17 protein-coding genes are annotated in these 15272 nt (G+C 72.8%); 4 read left to right on the forward strand and 13 right to left on the reverse strand.

The genetic code is table 11. From position 1 onward, the window contains the following. Positions 1–5 precede the first annotated feature (5 nt). From E1212_RS18815 to E1212_RS18845, 7 genes are all read right to left on the reverse strand, one after another. Positions 6–1670 carry an amidohydrolase family protein gene (locus E1212_RS18815; protein WP_131985234.1) on the reverse strand — a complete coding sequence of 555 codons (1665 nt, stop codon included), beginning with the start codon at positions 1668–1670 and terminating at the stop codon, positions 6–8. A gap of 135 nt (positions 1671–1805) precedes the next feature. Further along, positions 1806–2717, reverse strand: coding sequence for a fumarylacetoacetate hydrolase family protein (locus E1212_RS18820; RefSeq protein ID WP_131985236.1), 912 nt, complete (start codon positions 2715–2717; stop codon positions 1806–1808). 10 nt (positions 2718–2727) lie between these two features. After that, positions 2728–3813 (reverse strand): ABC transporter substrate-binding protein, encoded by a 1086-nt coding sequence (locus tag E1212_RS18825; RefSeq protein ID WP_131985238.1) that lies wholly within the window; start codon positions 3811–3813, stop codon positions 2728–2730. Continuing rightward, complete coding sequence (locus E1212_RS18830; RefSeq protein ID WP_131985240.1) at positions 3806–4630, reverse strand: ABC transporter ATP-binding protein; 825 nt, start codon at positions 4628–4630, stop codon at positions 3806–3808. Before E1212_RS18830 ends, E1212_RS18825 begins: the two co-directional genes overlap by 8 nt. Further along, positions 4627–5490 (reverse strand): ABC transporter permease, encoded by an 864-nt coding sequence (locus E1212_RS18835; protein ID WP_131985242.1) that lies wholly within the window; start codon positions 5488–5490, stop codon positions 4627–4629. Before E1212_RS18835 ends, E1212_RS18830 begins: the two co-directional genes overlap by 4 nt. A 126-nt stretch (positions 5491–5616) precedes the next feature. Then, on the reverse strand, positions 5617–6456 hold the full coding sequence (locus E1212_RS18840; RefSeq protein ID WP_131985244.1) for a polysaccharide deacetylase family protein: 840 nt from the start codon (positions 6454–6456) through the stop codon (positions 5617–5619). After that, positions 6453–7109, reverse strand: a complete 657-nt coding sequence (locus E1212_RS18845; protein ID WP_238992407.1) for a GntR family transcriptional regulator — start codon at positions 7107–7109, stop codon at positions 6453–6455. The genes E1212_RS18840 and E1212_RS18845 overlap by 4 nt, the downstream gene beginning before the upstream one ends. A 57-nt stretch (positions 7110–7166) precedes the next feature. On the opposite strand from E1212_RS18845, the gene E1212_RS18850 reads away from it, so the two are divergent. Beyond that, positions 7167–8588, forward strand: a complete 1422-nt coding sequence (locus E1212_RS18850; protein ID WP_131985248.1) for a carboxyl transferase domain-containing protein — start codon at positions 7167–7169, stop codon at positions 8586–8588. Between the two features lie 46 nt (positions 8589–8634). Continuing rightward, positions 8635–8934: a DUF1905 domain-containing protein gene (locus E1212_RS18855; RefSeq protein ID WP_131985250.1), complete on the forward strand. Its 300-nt coding sequence runs from the start codon at positions 8635–8637 to the stop codon at positions 8932–8934. 3 nt (positions 8935–8937) lie between these two features. Here E1212_RS18855 and E1212_RS18860 read toward each other — a convergent pair whose 3' ends face one another. Beyond that, positions 8938–9258 (reverse strand): hypothetical protein, encoded by a 321-nt coding sequence (locus tag E1212_RS18860; RefSeq protein WP_131985251.1) that lies wholly within the window; start codon positions 9256–9258, stop codon positions 8938–8940. Positions 9259–9385: 127 nt separating this feature from the next. Here E1212_RS18860 and E1212_RS18865 point away from each other — a divergent pair, with 127 nt between their 5' ends. Beyond that, the gene (locus E1212_RS18865) at positions 9386–9811 is read left to right on the forward strand and encodes a DUF7144 family membrane protein (RefSeq protein ID WP_131985253.1); all 426 of its coding nucleotides are present in this window, start codon (positions 9386–9388) and stop codon (positions 9809–9811) included. Between the two features lie 91 nt (positions 9812–9902). Here the strand turns inward: E1212_RS18865 and E1212_RS18870 are convergent, their stop codons facing one another. Both E1212_RS18870 and E1212_RS18875 read right to left on the reverse strand, forming a co-directional pair. Then, on the reverse strand, positions 9903–10400 hold the full coding sequence (locus tag E1212_RS18870) for a DUF1269 domain-containing protein (protein ID WP_131985255.1): 498 nt from the start codon (positions 10398–10400) through the stop codon (positions 9903–9905). 62 nt (positions 10401–10462) lie between these two features. Then, positions 10463–12187, reverse strand: a complete 1725-nt coding sequence (locus tag E1212_RS18875; RefSeq protein ID WP_131985257.1) for a SulP family inorganic anion transporter — start codon at positions 12185–12187, stop codon at positions 10463–10465. Between the two features lie 87 nt (positions 12188–12274). Between E1212_RS18875 and E1212_RS18880 the strand changes: the two genes are divergently transcribed. Further along, positions 12275–12952 carry a GAP family protein gene (locus E1212_RS18880; protein ID WP_131985259.1) on the forward strand — a complete coding sequence of 226 codons (678 nt, stop codon included), beginning with the start codon at positions 12275–12277 and terminating at the stop codon, positions 12950–12952. A gap of 285 nt (positions 12953–13237) precedes the next feature. On the opposite strand, the gene E1212_RS18885 is transcribed toward E1212_RS18880, so the two are convergent. The 3 genes from E1212_RS18885 to E1212_RS18895 form a co-directional block, all read right to left on the reverse strand. Continuing rightward, positions 13238–14539, reverse strand: coding sequence for a hypothetical protein (locus tag E1212_RS18885; RefSeq protein WP_131985260.1), 1302 nt, complete (start codon positions 14537–14539; stop codon positions 13238–13240). Between the two features lie 55 nt (positions 14540–14594). Beyond that, the gene (locus tag E1212_RS18890) at positions 14595–14798 is read right to left on the reverse strand and encodes a hypothetical protein (RefSeq protein WP_131985262.1); all 204 of its coding nucleotides are present in this window, start codon (positions 14796–14798) and stop codon (positions 14595–14597) included. 13 nt (positions 14799–14811) lie between these two features. Next, positions 14812–15272: DUF6325 family protein (locus E1212_RS18895; RefSeq protein ID WP_203417002.1), on the reverse strand; the 461-nt coding region annotated here is incomplete at its 5' end.

The raw sequence follows: 15272 nt of genomic DNA on the forward strand, positions 1-15272 counted from the left end.
ACCCCCTACAGGACACCGGCGTCGTGCCGGACGACGCCGTCGACGACGGTGAGAACGGCGCTCATGGTCCGCAGCTTCGTGTCCGGCACCGCGCGGGTGTCGAAGACGTCCGCGGACAGCACGGCGAGGTCGGCATAGCGGCCCTCGGCGATACCGCCCATGAGGCCGGGCTCCTTGCAGAACCAGCCCTGCTGCGGCCCGGCGTAGAGCTTGAGCGCCTCGTGCCTGCTGATCTGCCGGCCGTCGTTGACCAGCGCGCCGCCGCTGTTGCGGCCGGTGGTCATGTAGTAGACCATCGTCCACGGGTTGAGCGGCGCGACCCGGGCGCCGTCGGTACCCGTGCCCACGGGGACTTCGGCCAGGTCGACGATGGAGCGGAAGTCCGGGCCCGGCCCGTTGCCGGTGAGGTAGGACCAGCCCTGCGGGATCAGCCCGATGCCGAGACGGTTCGAGTGCTCGATCTGCGGCACCGTCAGGCCGTCGATGTGGCCGATGCTCCAGTACAGGTCGGCGACGTTCACGTCCGGGTGCTCGTCGGCGAACTGCTGGACGGCGTCGAGGTGCGCCTGGATCTCCGCGGTCGAGATGAGGTGCTGCTGGTACTGGATCGGCCGGCTCGCGATGGTGCGCAGCGAGTACTGGTAGTTGTCGCCGCGCGGCGCCCACTCGCCGATGCCGGCCTGCCGGAACATCGCGTCGCCGAGCAACTCCCAGCGGTTCGCCGCGTAGGTCTCGATCAGCGACGGCGCGTCGGTGCCGCCGGAGTGGGCGTCGCGGACGCCGAACCGGGCCCGCACCCGCACCGGCAGCTGCCCGCTCCGCCACAGGTCGAGGATGTGGTCGTGGCCGGTGATCCGGTCGAGGAAGCCGGCGGTCCCCTCCGGGAGGATGTTGCCGTGCTCGTCGATGAAGCCGGTGAGCCCGACCGACAGCGCGTACTCCGCCGCCCGCAGCAGCTCGCGCTTCTTCGTCTCCAGTGTGATGAACCGGGCCATCGCCAGGTAGGCCTGGTCGTCGTTGACGGCGCCGGCGTCGCTGACGGTGACGCCCAGCGCGCGCAGCCGGTCGCGGCCGAGCGTGTTGGTCTGGCCGTTCGTGCCCTCGGAGATGACGACGGGGTGATCCGGCGCGGCCTCGTCGAGCTCGGCCCGGGTGAGGTGCCGGGTCGGCGACGACCACTGCCGGCGGGCGAGGCCGCGCAGCGCGGTGAGGAACTCCCCCGGCTCGACCTCCGCGGCGGTGTCGGCGACCACCTGCTGCACCTCGTCGATCGAGAACGCCGTCTCCAGCCGGCGCATGTCGTGCCCGGCCGCCTGGCCGATACGGACGAAGTGCACGTGGTTGTCGATCAGGCCGGGGATGACGGTGCGGCCGCGCAGGTTGACCACCTCGAACCGGCCGCCGGCCCCGGCGATGCTGCCGACCTGGGCGAACCGGCCGTCGTGGATCAGCACCTGGCTGACCACGCGGTCACCGTCGTCGAAGGTGTGGATCCTGCCGTTCACCAGCGCCAGACCGACGCCGGACCCCTCGCGGCCGGCGCCGGCGGCCGCGGCGGCCGCCGGGCTCACCGCGTTCGCCAGTGCCGCACTGCCCAGGCCTGCCGCCGTCACTCCGGCCGCGCCCGCCGCGCCGATGAACCCGCGGCGGCTCAGATCACGTCGACTCATCTGGAGCCTCCCTCTCACGCCGCATCGTTGCGGCGTGCCCGAATGGAACCCGGTCTCTCCTCCTCGATCGGGGACGCACCGACCCACGGGCGCCGGCCGGGTAGCGGCCGGCCCCCGTCGATGCGGTGGTCCTCGTTACACCTCGGCCGCGGACTCCACGGCGTGCGGCGTGTACGTCGTCAGCGACTGCTCCACCACGCGGTTGCGCAGCTCGCCCAGGGCGGAGCTGGCCACCACCACCTCGTCGCCGGGCGCCAGGAACCGCGGGGGGTTCCGGGCGTAGCCGGCGCCGGCTGGGGTGCCGGTGAGCAGGATGTCTCCCGGTTGCAGCGTCATCGCCTCGGACAACGACGAGACGAGCTCGGCGATCGAGAAGATCATCAGGTCCGTGGTGGCGTCCTGCATGACCTCGCCGTTGACGCTGTAGGTCAGGTCGAGCGGGACCTCAGGGTCCAGCTCGTCCGGTGTCACCAGCACCGGGCCCAGCGGGCAGGTGCCGTCGACGCTCTTGCCCTTGAGCCACTGCCCGCCGTGACGCCGCTGGATGTCGCGGGCGGTGACGTCGTTGGCCAGGGTGTAGCCGAACAGGTGCCGGGGCACCTGGTCGACCGGGATGTTGCGGCCGCCGGTCCCGATGACGACGGCGATCTCGCCCTCGCCGTCGAGCTGCTCGGTCAGCGCCGCGTCGTAGGGCAACGGGTCGCGCGGCCCGATGACGGTGGTGTCGGCCTTGGCGAAGAAGCTCGGGTACTCCGGGAGCTCCACGACCGTGTCGTTCCGCTTGCCGATGCCCTCGGTGAAGTGCTCGAGGTAGTTCCAGCCGGTGGCCAGGACGAACCGCTCGGGCAGCGGGATCGGGGACAGCAGGTGGACGTCGTCGAGGACGGCGTTCGCCGGCCGGTCCAGCGCGGCCGCGGCGTGCCGGAGCCCGTCGTCGCCGAGCCGGATCAGGTCGATGATCCGGGGCACGTCGAGGTCGACGAGCTCGGCGCCGCGGAGCACGGCCGGCTGCGGAGAGCCGTCACGGTCATAGGTCACGAAGCGCATCTGGGCTCCTTCAGCTCGCGGCGCCGGACTGGATCGCGTTCTCGATGTAGCTGGGGTCGATGAACTCGCCCGGGTCCGGCAGCGGCTCGGGGACGTCCCCGTCGGCGGCCATCATCTCGAGCGTCGTCTGGATCTCCTCGGGCGTGACCAGGCCGTCCGGGGTGCCGATGCCGAACTCGTCGAACCACAGCTCGTAGGTGGCGGCGACGTGCTCCGGCGCCTGGTCGGCGGCCTCGGCGAAGATCCGCACCGCCTCGTCGCGGTTGGCCGGGTCCTGCAGCCACGCGTTCGCCTCGACGAGCACGCGGCCGAGCCGCTCGCCGCGGTCGTTCTCGCCCACCCAGTCGTCGTTCACCAGGTAGACGATGAGCGGCATCTGGTCGGCCGCCTCGAGCTCGGCCGTCGAGCCGAGGATGTTGAAGCCCTGTTCCTCCAGGGCGAAGTCGGTCGGGCTGAACAGCACCGCCGCGGCCACCGAGCCCTCGCTCAGCGCCGCCGCCTTGGCCGGGGTGGCGCCGGAGACGATGACGTCGTAGTCCTCGCCCTCCTGCAGGTCGTGCTCGGCCAGCAGCTGGCGCAGCAGGGCGATCTCGCCGCCCTTGAGCGCCGACACGCCGATGGTCTGGCCGCGCAGGTCCTCCCACTCGGTGACGTCAGGGCCGCCGACGACGCTCAGCGGCGAGCCCTTGATGGTCGACGACACGATGGTCACCGGCGCGCCCTGCTGCATGCCGAAGATGGCGGCGTCGGGGGTGGCGCCGGCGAACTGCACCGAGCCGGCCGCCGCCTGCTGCACCGCACCCGTCGAGCTCTGCGTGAGCACGACCTCGGCGTCGAAGCCTTCATCGGCGAAGAAGCCCTGGTCCATGGCCACGTACACGGCCGAGTAGACCTGGTTCGGGGCCGCGAAGCCGATCAGCAGGTCCTCCGTCGGGTACTCCGTCGGCTCCTCCCCGGCGGCATCGGACGGCTCAGCCGTCGCGTCGTCACCCCCGCCCGCGCTCCCGGTGTCGCCGTCGCCGTCGCCGGAGCCCGAGCAGGCCGCGGCGAGCAGGATCGATGCGACCAGTGCGGCGAACATCGTCGTTCTACGCATGGTTCACCCTCGCTTCCTGGGTCTCGTCGGCGTCGCGGGCCGCCCGGCCGGAGTCGTTGAGCTCGATCTCCTGCCAGATCCGGTCCACGATCGCGATGAACTCTGGTGTCCTCTTCAGCTCGAGCGTCCGCGGCCGGGGCAGCTCGATGGGGATGCTCGCGCGGACCCGGCCGGGCCGGGCGCTGAGCACGATGACGCGGTCGGCCAGGTAGGCGGCCTCGTCGATCTGGTGCGTGACGAAGATGACCGTCTTGCTGCGCTCGGACCAGATGCGCAGCAGCTCCTCCTGCAGCACCTCGCGGGTCTGCGCGTCGAGGCTGCTGAACGGCTCGTCCATCAGCAGCACCTGCGGGTCGACGGCGAGCGCCCGGGCCACGTTCACCCGCTGCCGCATGCCGCCGGACAGCTGGTGCGGGTAGTGGTCCTCGAACCCCTGCAGCCCCACCAGTGCGGCGAGGTCGCGGGCGGTCCGGTTCTTCGTGGCGCGATCGCCGGAGCGGGCCTCGAGCCCGAGCCGGATGTTGGCGAGCACCGTCCGCCACGGGAACAGCGAGTCCATCTGGAAGACGAAGCCGCGGTCCGGCCCCGGCCGGTCGACGACGGTGCCGTTGACGGCGATCTCGCCCGACGTGCGCGGGATCAGCCCGTCGATGGACTTCAGCAGGGTGGTCTTGCCGCAGCCGCTGGGCCCGACGATCGCGACGAACTCGCGGTCGGCGACGTCGAAGCTGACGTCGTCGAGCACCAGCAGGGTGCCGCCGCGGGTCTGCCGGACCAGCCGGAAGTCCCGGATGCTGACCATGGGTGGCGTCGTCATACCGTCATGTCCTCCCGCCAGGGGGCGAGCCGGCGCTCCAGCCGTCCGACCAGCCCGATTCCGATGACGCCGGTGAACGCGAGCAACAACACCGCCAGGAGCAGCCGGTCCATCGCGAACGACTGGCTGGAGACGAGGATCAGGTAGCCGAGGCCGCCCCGGGAGCCGAAGAACTCCGCGACGACGACGGCGACGATGCCGCGACCGACGGCGAGGCGGAAGCCGGTGACGATGAACGACAGCGCCGACGGCAGGAGCACCTTGCGGAAGATGTCGGTGCGCGAGTAGCCGAACGCCCGCGCCACGTCGATGAGGTCCTGGTCGGTGTTCTTGATGCCCGCGGTGGTGTTGATGGTGATCGGGAAGAGCGCCATCGCGAACACGACCGCGACCTTCGACACGATGCCGATGCCCAGCCACAGGATGAACAGCGGCGCGAGCGCGATCAGCGGCGTCGAGTAGAAGCCCGAGATCCACGGTTGCACGTAGTCGCGGACCCGGGTGCTGATGCCGACGGCCATGCCCAGCGGCACGCCCACCAGCACGGCCAGCAGCAGGCCGTAGAAGAACTCCTGGAAGCTCACCCAGGCGTGATGTTGCAGCTCACCGGTGAGCGTCAGGTCGTAGCCGGCCCGGACGACGTCGGTGAGCGGGACGAAGAACAGGCTGCCGTCGACCAGGACCCGGGCCACGAACTCCCAGATCGCGACGCCGATGAGCAGCGAGATCAGCGCCCGCCGGCGGCTCGTCGTCAGCCCGATCCGGTGCCACCAGGGCTTCCTGGCGCGTACCGGCGGGGACGGCTCGCCGCGGCCGCCCGCGAGGCGCGGGCTCGCCACGTCGGTCCTGGCATCAGTCATCTTCCACTCCTCTCAGGCATGCTGCGAGCACGCTGCGGCCGCCGCAGGGTGCGGCCGGGCGAGATGGAACCCGTACTGACGAGCGACGTGCCCTGTGGAAGGTCGGAACAGGGCACGCAGAGGTGACTAGCGCCCTGCGGCGGCGTGTGGTCCGGTCCGGACCCGGCGTGCCAGGGCGGTCTTGGTGATGACCCAGACGTCGTCGCGTGCGGTCACCAGCCGGACGATCTCTTCGAGGATGCGGGCGCCGAACGGGCGCCCGAAGACGTGCGGGTGGACGGTGACGTCGACGTGCCCGGTGCCGCCGTCGAGCGCGGCGCCGAAGGACTCGGTGAAGACGTCGTAGTAGGCGCGGGGCGGGTTGCCGTGCCGCAGGTACAGCGGCAGGTCGTTGACCTCCATGGTCATCGGCATCGCGACGATCGGCCGGTCGCCGGCGGTGTCGACGTACGGGAGGTCCTGGTCGAAGCAGTCGCCGTGCCAGCCGAAGCCGGCCTCGGCGAGCAGCCGGCGGGTGTTGACGCTCGGCGTGCAGCGGGGGCTGAGCCAGCCCTCGATCCGAGTCCCCGTGAACGGTTCGAGCAGCGCCTTGCACAGCGCGATGTGCTCGCGCTCGGCGGCCTCGTCGAGCAGTACCGGGAGGACGTCCTGGGTGTAGCTGTGCGCGCACAGGTCGTGGCCGCCGTCGACGATGGCCTTGACGGTGTCCGGTGCCACCTCGGCGGCCCGGGCGCTGGTGAAGACGGTGGCCTGGACGCCGTGGCGGCCGAGGACGTCGAGCACCCGCCAGATGCCGCGCTTCCACCCGTAGGACGCCCAGTCGGCGGCCTGGGTGTCGAACGCGCCGGGCGGCAGTGGGTTGCCCATGGGGCTGAAGCCGGGGGCGACGCCGTCGGGCCACAGCTCGTAGGCGACGTTGAAGACGACGGCGGCGCGGTGGCCGTCCGGCCAGGGTGTCTGCGTCACGCGCCCTCCTCGGCTCGGGTCGCGACGTCGTCGCGGATGCCGGCGATGAGCGCCCGGCCGGCGGCCAGCTTGTGCTCCAGCGCGATCTCGGCCGCGGCGTCGGCGTCGCCCTCGCGCAGCGCCTGAACGATCTGCTGGTGCTCCTGGTACGACGTCCACTGCCAGTCCGGCGAGAGCCGGAAGACCATCTGGTAACCGCGCTGGCCGTCCCAGATGTTCTCGATGAGATCCTGCAGCCGGCGGTGCGGTGACGCGCTGAAGATCAGGCCGTGGAACTCGCGGTTGATCTCCGCGTAGCCGAGGCCGTCGCCGCGGTCGAGCGCCTTGCCCATGTCGCGCAGGCAGCGGTCGAGCTGGGCGAAGTGCTGGTCGGTGAGGTGGCCGACGGCGGTCCGCGTGGCCAGGCTCTCGAGGTGGCCGCGGATGAGGTAGCCCTCCTCGATCTCCTCCGGCGACAGGCTCACCACCCGCGCGCCGCGGTACGGGCGGATCTCGACCAGGCCGTCGCGCTCGAGCATGCGCAGCGCCTCACGGATCGGGATGTCGCTGGTCTCGTGTTCGAGCGCCAGCGACCTGATGACCAGCCTGCTGCCCGGAGCCAGGTCCCCCTTGAGGATCCGCTCCCGGACCGAGTCGTAGATCCGCAACGTCATTGTCGCCACGGCGAACAATATATGATCTGATTCTCTTCGAGCACAAGGGGGTCATATATGATCAAATCCGCCGATCTCATCGAGCGGGTGCTCGACGATGGCAGCTGGCGGTCGTGGGACGCCGGCGCCGATGCGCCGCCCGAGTCCGTCGTCACCGGCCAGGGCACCATCGGCGGCCGCGCCGTCGCCGTCGTGGCCAGCGAGTTCGGGGTCCTGGCCGGCTCGATCGGACTGGCCGCGAGCGCCCGCGTGGTGGCGGCGGTGGAGCGGGCGACGGCGCAACGGCTGCCGCTGCTCGCCTCCCCCGCGTCCGGCGGGACCCGGCTGCAGGAGGGCACGCGGGCGTTCGTGAAGATGGCCGGCATCGCCTCCGCCCTGGCGGCGCATCGGTCGGCCGGCCTGCCGTACCTGGTGTACCTGCGTCACCCGACGACCGGCGGCGTGCTGGCGTCGTGGGGATCGCTGGGCCACGTGACGGCCGCCGAGCCGGGCGCGCTGGTCGGCCTGCTGGGGCCGCGGGTGCAGCGGGCGATCTACGGACGGGAACTGCCCGCCGGCGTCCAGCGGGCCGAGAACCTGCATGCCCACGGGCTCATCGACGCCGTCCTGCCGCCGGAGGACCTGCGGACGGTCGCCATCCGGGTGCTGTCGGTGCTGTCGAACGAGGTGGCGCCGGACGAGGCGGCCGCGCCGGCCCCGGTGCCGGCGGAACCGCCCCCCGCGCCGGGCGACACCTGGGACTCGGTCGTGCGATCGCGGCGGCCCGGCCGGCCCGGCGTCCGCGCGCTGCTCAAGCTGGCCGCGTCGGACGTCACGCTGCTCAGCGGCACCGGCGCCGGCGAGCACGACGACGCCCTGGTGCTGGCGCTGGCCCGGTTCGGCCGGGCGCCGTGCGTCGTGCTGGGCCAGGACCGGCGCGGCCACGCCGCCGACGTCGTCCTGGGCCCGGCCGGGCTGCGCGAGGCGATGCGGGGCATGCGGATCGCCGCCGAGCTCGGGTTGGCGCTGGTCACCGTCGTCGACACACCCGGCGCGCCGCCCACCCGGCAGGCCGAGGAGGGTGGGCTGGCGGGCGGCATCGCGCTGTGCCTGGCCGACCTGGTGACCCTGCGCTCCCCCACGGTGTGCGTGCTGCTCGGCCAGGGCGGCGGCGGGACGGCGCTCGCGCTGCTCCCGGCCGACTGCGTGCTGGTGGCCCTGCACGGCTGGCTGGCGCCGCTGCCGCCCGAGGGGGCCGCAGAGATCCTCCACGGCGACCCCTCGAGGGCGCCGGAGGTGGCGGACACGCAGGCGATCGGCGCCGCCGCGCTGGTCCGCGACGGCATCGCCGACCGCGTCGTCCCCGAGTTCCCCGACGCCGCCGACGAGCCGGCCGCGTTCGTCCGCCGGGTGGGCGCGGCGCTCGAGGAGGAGTTGCTGGCCCTGCTGCACGCAGACCCGTCCCGCCGGCTGGCCACGCGGGCCGAGCGCTACCGGTAGTGCTCCGCGGCGGGACCGTGTCGGTGCCGGCTGCCAGACTGGCGGGGTGAACGAGACGTACACGTTCGCGGCCGAGCTGTGGCCGCACGCCGGCGAGGGCTCCTGGACGTTCCTGACGGTGCCGGCCGACGTGTCCGCCGACATCAAGGAGCGGCCGCGGCCGCGCCGGCCGGGGTTCGGCTCGCTGCGGGTGACGGTGCGCCTGGGCGGCACCTCCTGGGCCACGTCGATCTTTCCCGAGGCCGCCTCCGGCTGCTATGTGCTGCCGGTCAAGAATGCGGTCCGCAGCGCCGAGAAGGTCGACCACGGCGACGTCGTCGAGGTCGGGCTCACGCTCGCCGAGTAGCCGTCACAGCAGCAGGACCAGCACGGCGAGGTCGGCGGCCAGCACCGCGGCGATCACCAGCCACTGCAGCCCGATCGGCCACTTCCGCCCGGCCGCCGTCAGCACCAGCGCCGCGCCGCCCAGCCCGACCAGCAGGCCGGCTGCCACGGATGCGGCCTCACCGGACAGCGCCCCGCCGATCGCCAGCAGGACCGACACCGTGGCCGTCCCGACGATCATCGAGTCGCGGGCGAAGTCCTCGGCCAGGCTCGCGAGCGCTCCGGGCAGGTCACGGACCCACCCATGACGGCGCGCGGCGGGCGGCTGAGCACCGTCGTCGGTCACGCGACCACCCTAGTGCGTCGCCGGACGGCCGCCTGGCGGTATCACCCCGCGGGGGTGATGTCCCGGTTCTCCCCCGTCGCCAGGGTGAGCTGCGGGGACGTCCCCACCTGTGTGCACAGGAGGAGCCATGACCGACTTCCGCACGTCGCCGAACGAGATCAGAGACCGGCAGCCACCGGGCTGGGCGACCGGCGGGGTGATCTTCGCCGCCACGATGATGATCCTCGTCGGCGTGTTCCAGGCGTTCGAGGGACTCGCCGCGATCATCGACGACGAGTTCTACGTCGTCCTGCCGAACTACACCTTCGATCTGGACACGACCGCCTGGGGGTGGGTGCACCTCATCATCGGCGTGCTCATCGCGCTGGCCGGGTTCTCTCTGTTCACCGGCAGTGCGATCGCCGGCGGGGTCGCGATCGGGCTCGCCGTGGCGAGCGCGATCAGCAACTTCTTCTTCATCCCCTACTACCCGTTCTGGGCCGTGCTGATCATCGCCATCGACGTCTTCGTCATCTGGGCGATTGCGAGGTCGGGGATCCTCAGCAGGAGCTGACGGCGTCGGCAGTCGATCCACGAGCACCTGGCGGGCCGGAACCGCTCCCCCGAATGCGGTGTCCGGCCCGCCGCGGCCCCTCGGCCTGACGTCACTCGTTCTCGGCGAACGCCTCGCGCAGCCTCTCCTCCTGCTCCGACGTCAGGTTCGACTGGACGAGCTCCGGCTTCAGGCCCGACTCCTCGAACGCCTGCAGCACCTTGTCCTGCACGGCGTCGCTGGTGAGCGCGAACAGCGCCGACGTCCCGGGCGTGACCTTCTCGCGGATCTGCTTGATCAGCCCGTCGTCGATGCCGACGTCGCTCAGCGACCCGCCCAGGGCGCCGGCGGCCGCGCCGACGGCGACGCCGAGCAGCGGGATGAAGAACAGCAGGCCGAACAGCAGCCCCCAGAAGGCGCCGCCGAGCGCGCCGATCCGGGTCATGCTGTTCACCTGACGGGTCTTCGGCTTCTTCTTGTCCGGCGGCCACGACACGGTGGCGGCGTCGTGCACCTGGATGAGCTCCTGCTTCTGCAGGCTCTCCAGCAGCTGCTCCGCGCGATCGGCGCCGCTGGGGTCCTCGAACTTCCAGACGGTGAACGTGGCCATGGGTGGTCTCCTCACTTCGGCGGGTGGCTCGTGTCTCAGTCGCGGGCGACACGTATCCGGCCTCATCGTCGGGCGGGCGCGCCGCCGTGGGCGTCACCTTCTCCGGGTGAGGTCGCCGCGACCGCGGCGTCCACCGTCGGGTACGGCCGGTCGAGCACGGACGACGCTCCCGCCCGGCGCAGGACGTCGCGGACCTGCCCGACGTTGCCGACGGCGAGCAGCCGCACCCCGCGGGACTCGAGCTCGGCCGCCGTGTCGCGGAGCATCCCGGCGGCGGTGACGTCGACGGTGGGGACGGTGGTGGCGTCGAGCACCAGCGCGCGGACGCCGTCGACGGCGAGCTCGAGCAGCCGGTCCCGCACGGTGTCCGCGTTGGCGAAGTACAGCCCGCTCTCGACGCGGACCACCACGACGCCGGGAACCGGGGTGCTCCCCGGATCGCGCTCGCGATCGGTCCACCGGCCCGGCCCGCCGCCCTCCACGCGCCCCAGCACCGCCACGTGCGGGTACGCCGACCGCTCTAGCAGCAGGACCACCGACAGCACGACGCCGATGAGCAGCCCCGGCAACGTGTCGAAGACCAGCACGCCGAGCAGCGCCCCGAGGGCGCAGATGAAGTCGGCCCGTGCGGCCCGGCCGTAGATCGACCTGAGTGCCGCGGTGTTGACGGCGTACAGCCGCCGCAGACCGCCCACGTCGACCAGGTCGACGACGGCGGCGATGACCACCGCCGCCAGGGCCGGCTCGGGCAGTGGCTCGAACAGCGGCGTCAGCACCAGCAGCGTCAGCACGGTGAGCGCGGCGACCGTCCAGCCCGAGACCTGCGACTTCGCCCCGGCGCCGCCGTTGACCGCCGTCTTGGACAGGCTGCCGTTGACCACCATGCCGGACAGGAACCCGGAGCCCAGGTTGACCGCACCCAGGCCGGCGAGCTCGCGATTCGCGTCGATGCGGTAGCCGTCGCGCCGCGCGTACGTCTTGGCCGCGCCCAGACCCTCCGCGAACCCGACCAGCATGACGCCGGCCGCCCCCGACAGCAGCAGCGGCACGTCGGAGACCGCGGCCAGATCCGGGACGCCCGGGCTGGGCAGCCCCGCGTCGATCGCCCCGACGACGGCGACGCCACGCCCGGCCAGGTCCAGCGCCCCGGACAGGACGACGCCCAGCGCGACCGCGACCAGCGAGCCCGGGACCATCGGCGCGACCCGCCGTAGCACCAGCACGATCGCCAGGCACAGCCCGCCCACCAGCGCCGCCCAGCCGTTGGTCTCGTCCAGCGACGTGACCACGGACCAGAGCTTCGCGAAGAAGGTGCCCTCGCCACCCTCGACGCCCAGCAGCTTCGGCAGCTGGCCGACGATGATCACCAGCGCCATGCCGACGATGAACCCCTTGAGCACCGGCTCGGAGATGAAGTTCGCCAGGAACCCCAGCCGCAGCAGCCCGGCCAGAACGGCCAGCGTGCCGACCGCGAGCGCCAGCCCCGCGGTGTAGGCGGGGAACTCCTCGGATCCGTTCGCGACGATCCCGCCCACCACCCCGGCCGACAGAGCCGCCGTCGCCGACATCGGGCCGACCACGAGGTGCCGGGAGCTGCCGAGCACCGGGTAGAGCACCAGCGCCGGGACCGCCGCGTACAGCCCGATCACCGGCGAGACGCCCGCGATGGACGCGTAGGCCAAGGACTCCGGGATCAGCACCGCCCACACCGTCAGCCCGGCCACCAGGTCGCGACGCAGCCACGCCCACTGGTATCCCCGCAGCGAGCCGAACACCCATCCCGGCATGCGCTTCATGGTCGGCGGTGCGGCGTGCCGAGTCCTCACCCCGCTCGGGTGACGACGCGCCCACCGGGCCGCCGCGACGATCTGCGCATGGGTGAGGCGATCGGAGCGGTGCTCCCACTCGGTGTCGGTGTCGCGCTGAGCCCGCTCCCGATCGTCGCCGTCGTGCTCATGCTCGGCAGCACGCGGGGCCGGGCGAACGGAGGCGCCTTCCTGCTCGGCTGGCTGCTCGGGCTGGCCGTCGTCGGGACCATCGCGCTGCTGGCCGCGGCTGCCCTGGACCCGGCCGACGACGGCGTACCGGCCGACTGGGTCTCATGGCTGAAGCTGGTGCTCGGCGTCCTCGCCCTGCTGGTCGCCGTCCGCACCTGGCGCGCGCGGCCCACCGGCGACGCCGACCCGGAGTTGCCGTCGTGGATGGCCGCGATCGACTCGTGGACCGCCGGGAAGGCGTTCGGCTTCGGTGCCGCGCTGTCGGCCCTGAACCCGAAGAACCTCATGCTCACCCTGGCGGCCGGCGCTGCGATCGCCCAGACCGGCGTCGATGGCGGCGAGCAGACGGTCGCGCTGGCGGTCTTCGTCGTCATCGGCGGGCTCGGCCCCGGGCTCCCGGTCGCCGTCTCCGCCGTCATGGGCGACCGGGCGGCACGGTGGCTCGCCGAGCTCAACACCTGGCTGGCCCGGCACAACGCGGCCGTCCTCACCGTCGTCCTGCTGGTGATCGGTGCCAAGCTGATCGGCGACGGCATCGCCGGCCTGTCGGCGTGAACATCCGCGTCGACGTCGTCGCCGGGTGGCGGCCGGCGCCGTCGTGATGTCGCGGCGGTCGGGGACGCCGGCGTGGCCGGTCTGCCGGTGCAGGTCCGGCCGGCTCCGGCCCCGGCGGCAGGCTTTCGACCGCGAACGCCAGCACCCCCGCGGCCGGCGTGGCCGCGTACGTGGCGGCCGGCTCCGCCCAGTTGCCCGCCTCCGCCGGACCGAAGCCCGGTGCAACCTCAGGCGGAGCGGCGGATTCGAACACGCGAATGGTCTTACCGGCCCTCACCGACAAGATCAACTCGACGGCCGGGGCTGCCCGGTTGCCAGCTCGATCGCCGCGAGCAGCGCGCCGGCCACCAGCAGGATCCCCAGCACGACGCCGGCGTTCGGGTAGTTCCAGAACGTGAACACCAAGACCGCGACGATCGCGACGGCGACCTGTACCGGCCGCTTGTGCGCGCGCAGCCAGCCGACGACGGCGGAGTCGCGCCAGCCCCACTCGCTGCCGACCGTGCCGAGCCGGGCGACTCCGCGGCGCAGCGCGACCGCCTGGGCCGACGGCCCGGCGAGCCAGGCGACCAGCGCCACCGCCAGGCCGACGGCGAGCACCGTGCGCAGGGTGGTCCGCAACAACGAGACGACCTGGTCGAACAGCGCGCCCGCGGCCGCGTCGTCCACCTCGGCGGGCAACGCGCCCAGGTAGAGCGGGCGGGCGGTCGTCAGCGCGGCGCCCAGGACGAGCATCGCCACCGCGAGCCCGATGCCCGCCCCGATCAGCGCCCGCCGCCGGCCCCGCGCCACCAGCACGCCGGCCGCGATCAGCGCGAGCGCCACGACCGGGAGCCAGGTGCCGAGGCGGTCGACGAGCCGGAAGCCCGCCTGCGCCTTCTCGATGTCGTCGGACTGGAACAGCGTCAGCGTCATGTCGACGTCCGGGATCGAGCCGGCGCGCTGGAAGCCGGCATCGACGAGCCGCTGCTTGGCGTCCTCGACGATCGGCGCCAGCTGGAGGCTGACGGTGTTGCCCTCGACCTGGACGGCGCCGTTCTCGCTCCGCCCGGTCAGCGCGGCGACGACGGCCTGGTGGGCGGCGCGGTTGGCCTGGGTCCAGAGGTCGGAGAACCGGTCGCTGGCGACGACCGTGCCCACCTGGTCGTGCACCCAGCCCTCGACGGCGCCGTTGATCGGCCCGGCCAAGTCGCTGAGGGTCGTCGTGAGCCGCGGCCGCGCGCCCTGCGCCGCGAGCAGGTCCGAGGCCTCGTTCACCACCGCCGGGACGTCGATCTCGTCCATGATCCGGTTGGTGACGCGGATGGTGACGGCGCGCTCGATGTCCGGGTCGCGGGCCAGCGGCCCGACGGTCTCGACATAGCGGTCCGTGTCGGTGACGACGGAGTCCAGCCAGACCGCCGCCGTCGCCGGAATCGCGAGGATGCAGCCCAGCGCGATGAGGATCGGCGCGAGCACCGCCCGCCAGCGCCCACCGCTCGTCGCCTCGGTGGTGCCGGCCGGGAGCGGCGGCACCATGGCGTCGTCCGCGGCCGCGACCCGGTCGCGGGCGGCCCGCTCGGCCGCCTCGGCCCGCAGCCGGATCACCTCCTCACGGAGGCGCTCCAGCTCGGCCCGGTCAGCCGCGGAAGGCGGTGCTCCGTCAGACGCTGAGCCGCCGGTAGGGGCGCCATCCGGCCGGGTGGTCCGTGGCTCGTCCGTCATCGCGCTCACTCCCCCGTGGTGCGGCGACGCGGCGAGCGGTCGCGTGCGTCACCGCGTTCCTGATCACCGGCGCGGTGCCGTCCAGCACCGCCGCCCGGGTCACTGTCGCCAGCAGGCCGGGCCGGTCGAATCGTCCGGTCATGATCTCCCCCTCATCACCGTTCTCCCTGCTCGGCGGCCCGTAGTGCGTCGTCGACCGCCTCAGAAGGGATCAGGACGTGCAGTGCGACCTGGCCGCCGCCGTCACGGATCGCGTCCGCCACGCGCCGCACCCAGGTGTTCTCGTAGGCGATCAGCACCGCCGCGTGGCCGGGCAGCAGCGCCTCGGCGACGACGGCGATGTCCTCGTCGTTGACGAGGTCGCCTTCGGCGAGCTCCACCCCGGTGACGCCGAACTCGTCGGCGCCCTCCTCGAACTCCACGACCCGCAGGTCGCCGTTGGCCTCGCGGGCGGCGAAGACGATGTCGAGCAGCGTCACGTCGCCCATGTCGACCACCCCCCGCAGCGCCTCGACGGCCAGCGGGTCGATCCGGCCGCCCGGATAGGTCAGGATCAGCACTTCAACAGGCCGGAACCTCATCGCAGCCCCCCGTCCGCGCACGGACACCACCCCAC

The organism is Jiangella ureilytica, from assembly GCF_004348545.1.
Taxonomy (GTDB): domain Bacteria; phylum Actinomycetota; class Actinomycetes; order Jiangellales; family Jiangellaceae; genus Jiangella; species Jiangella ureilytica.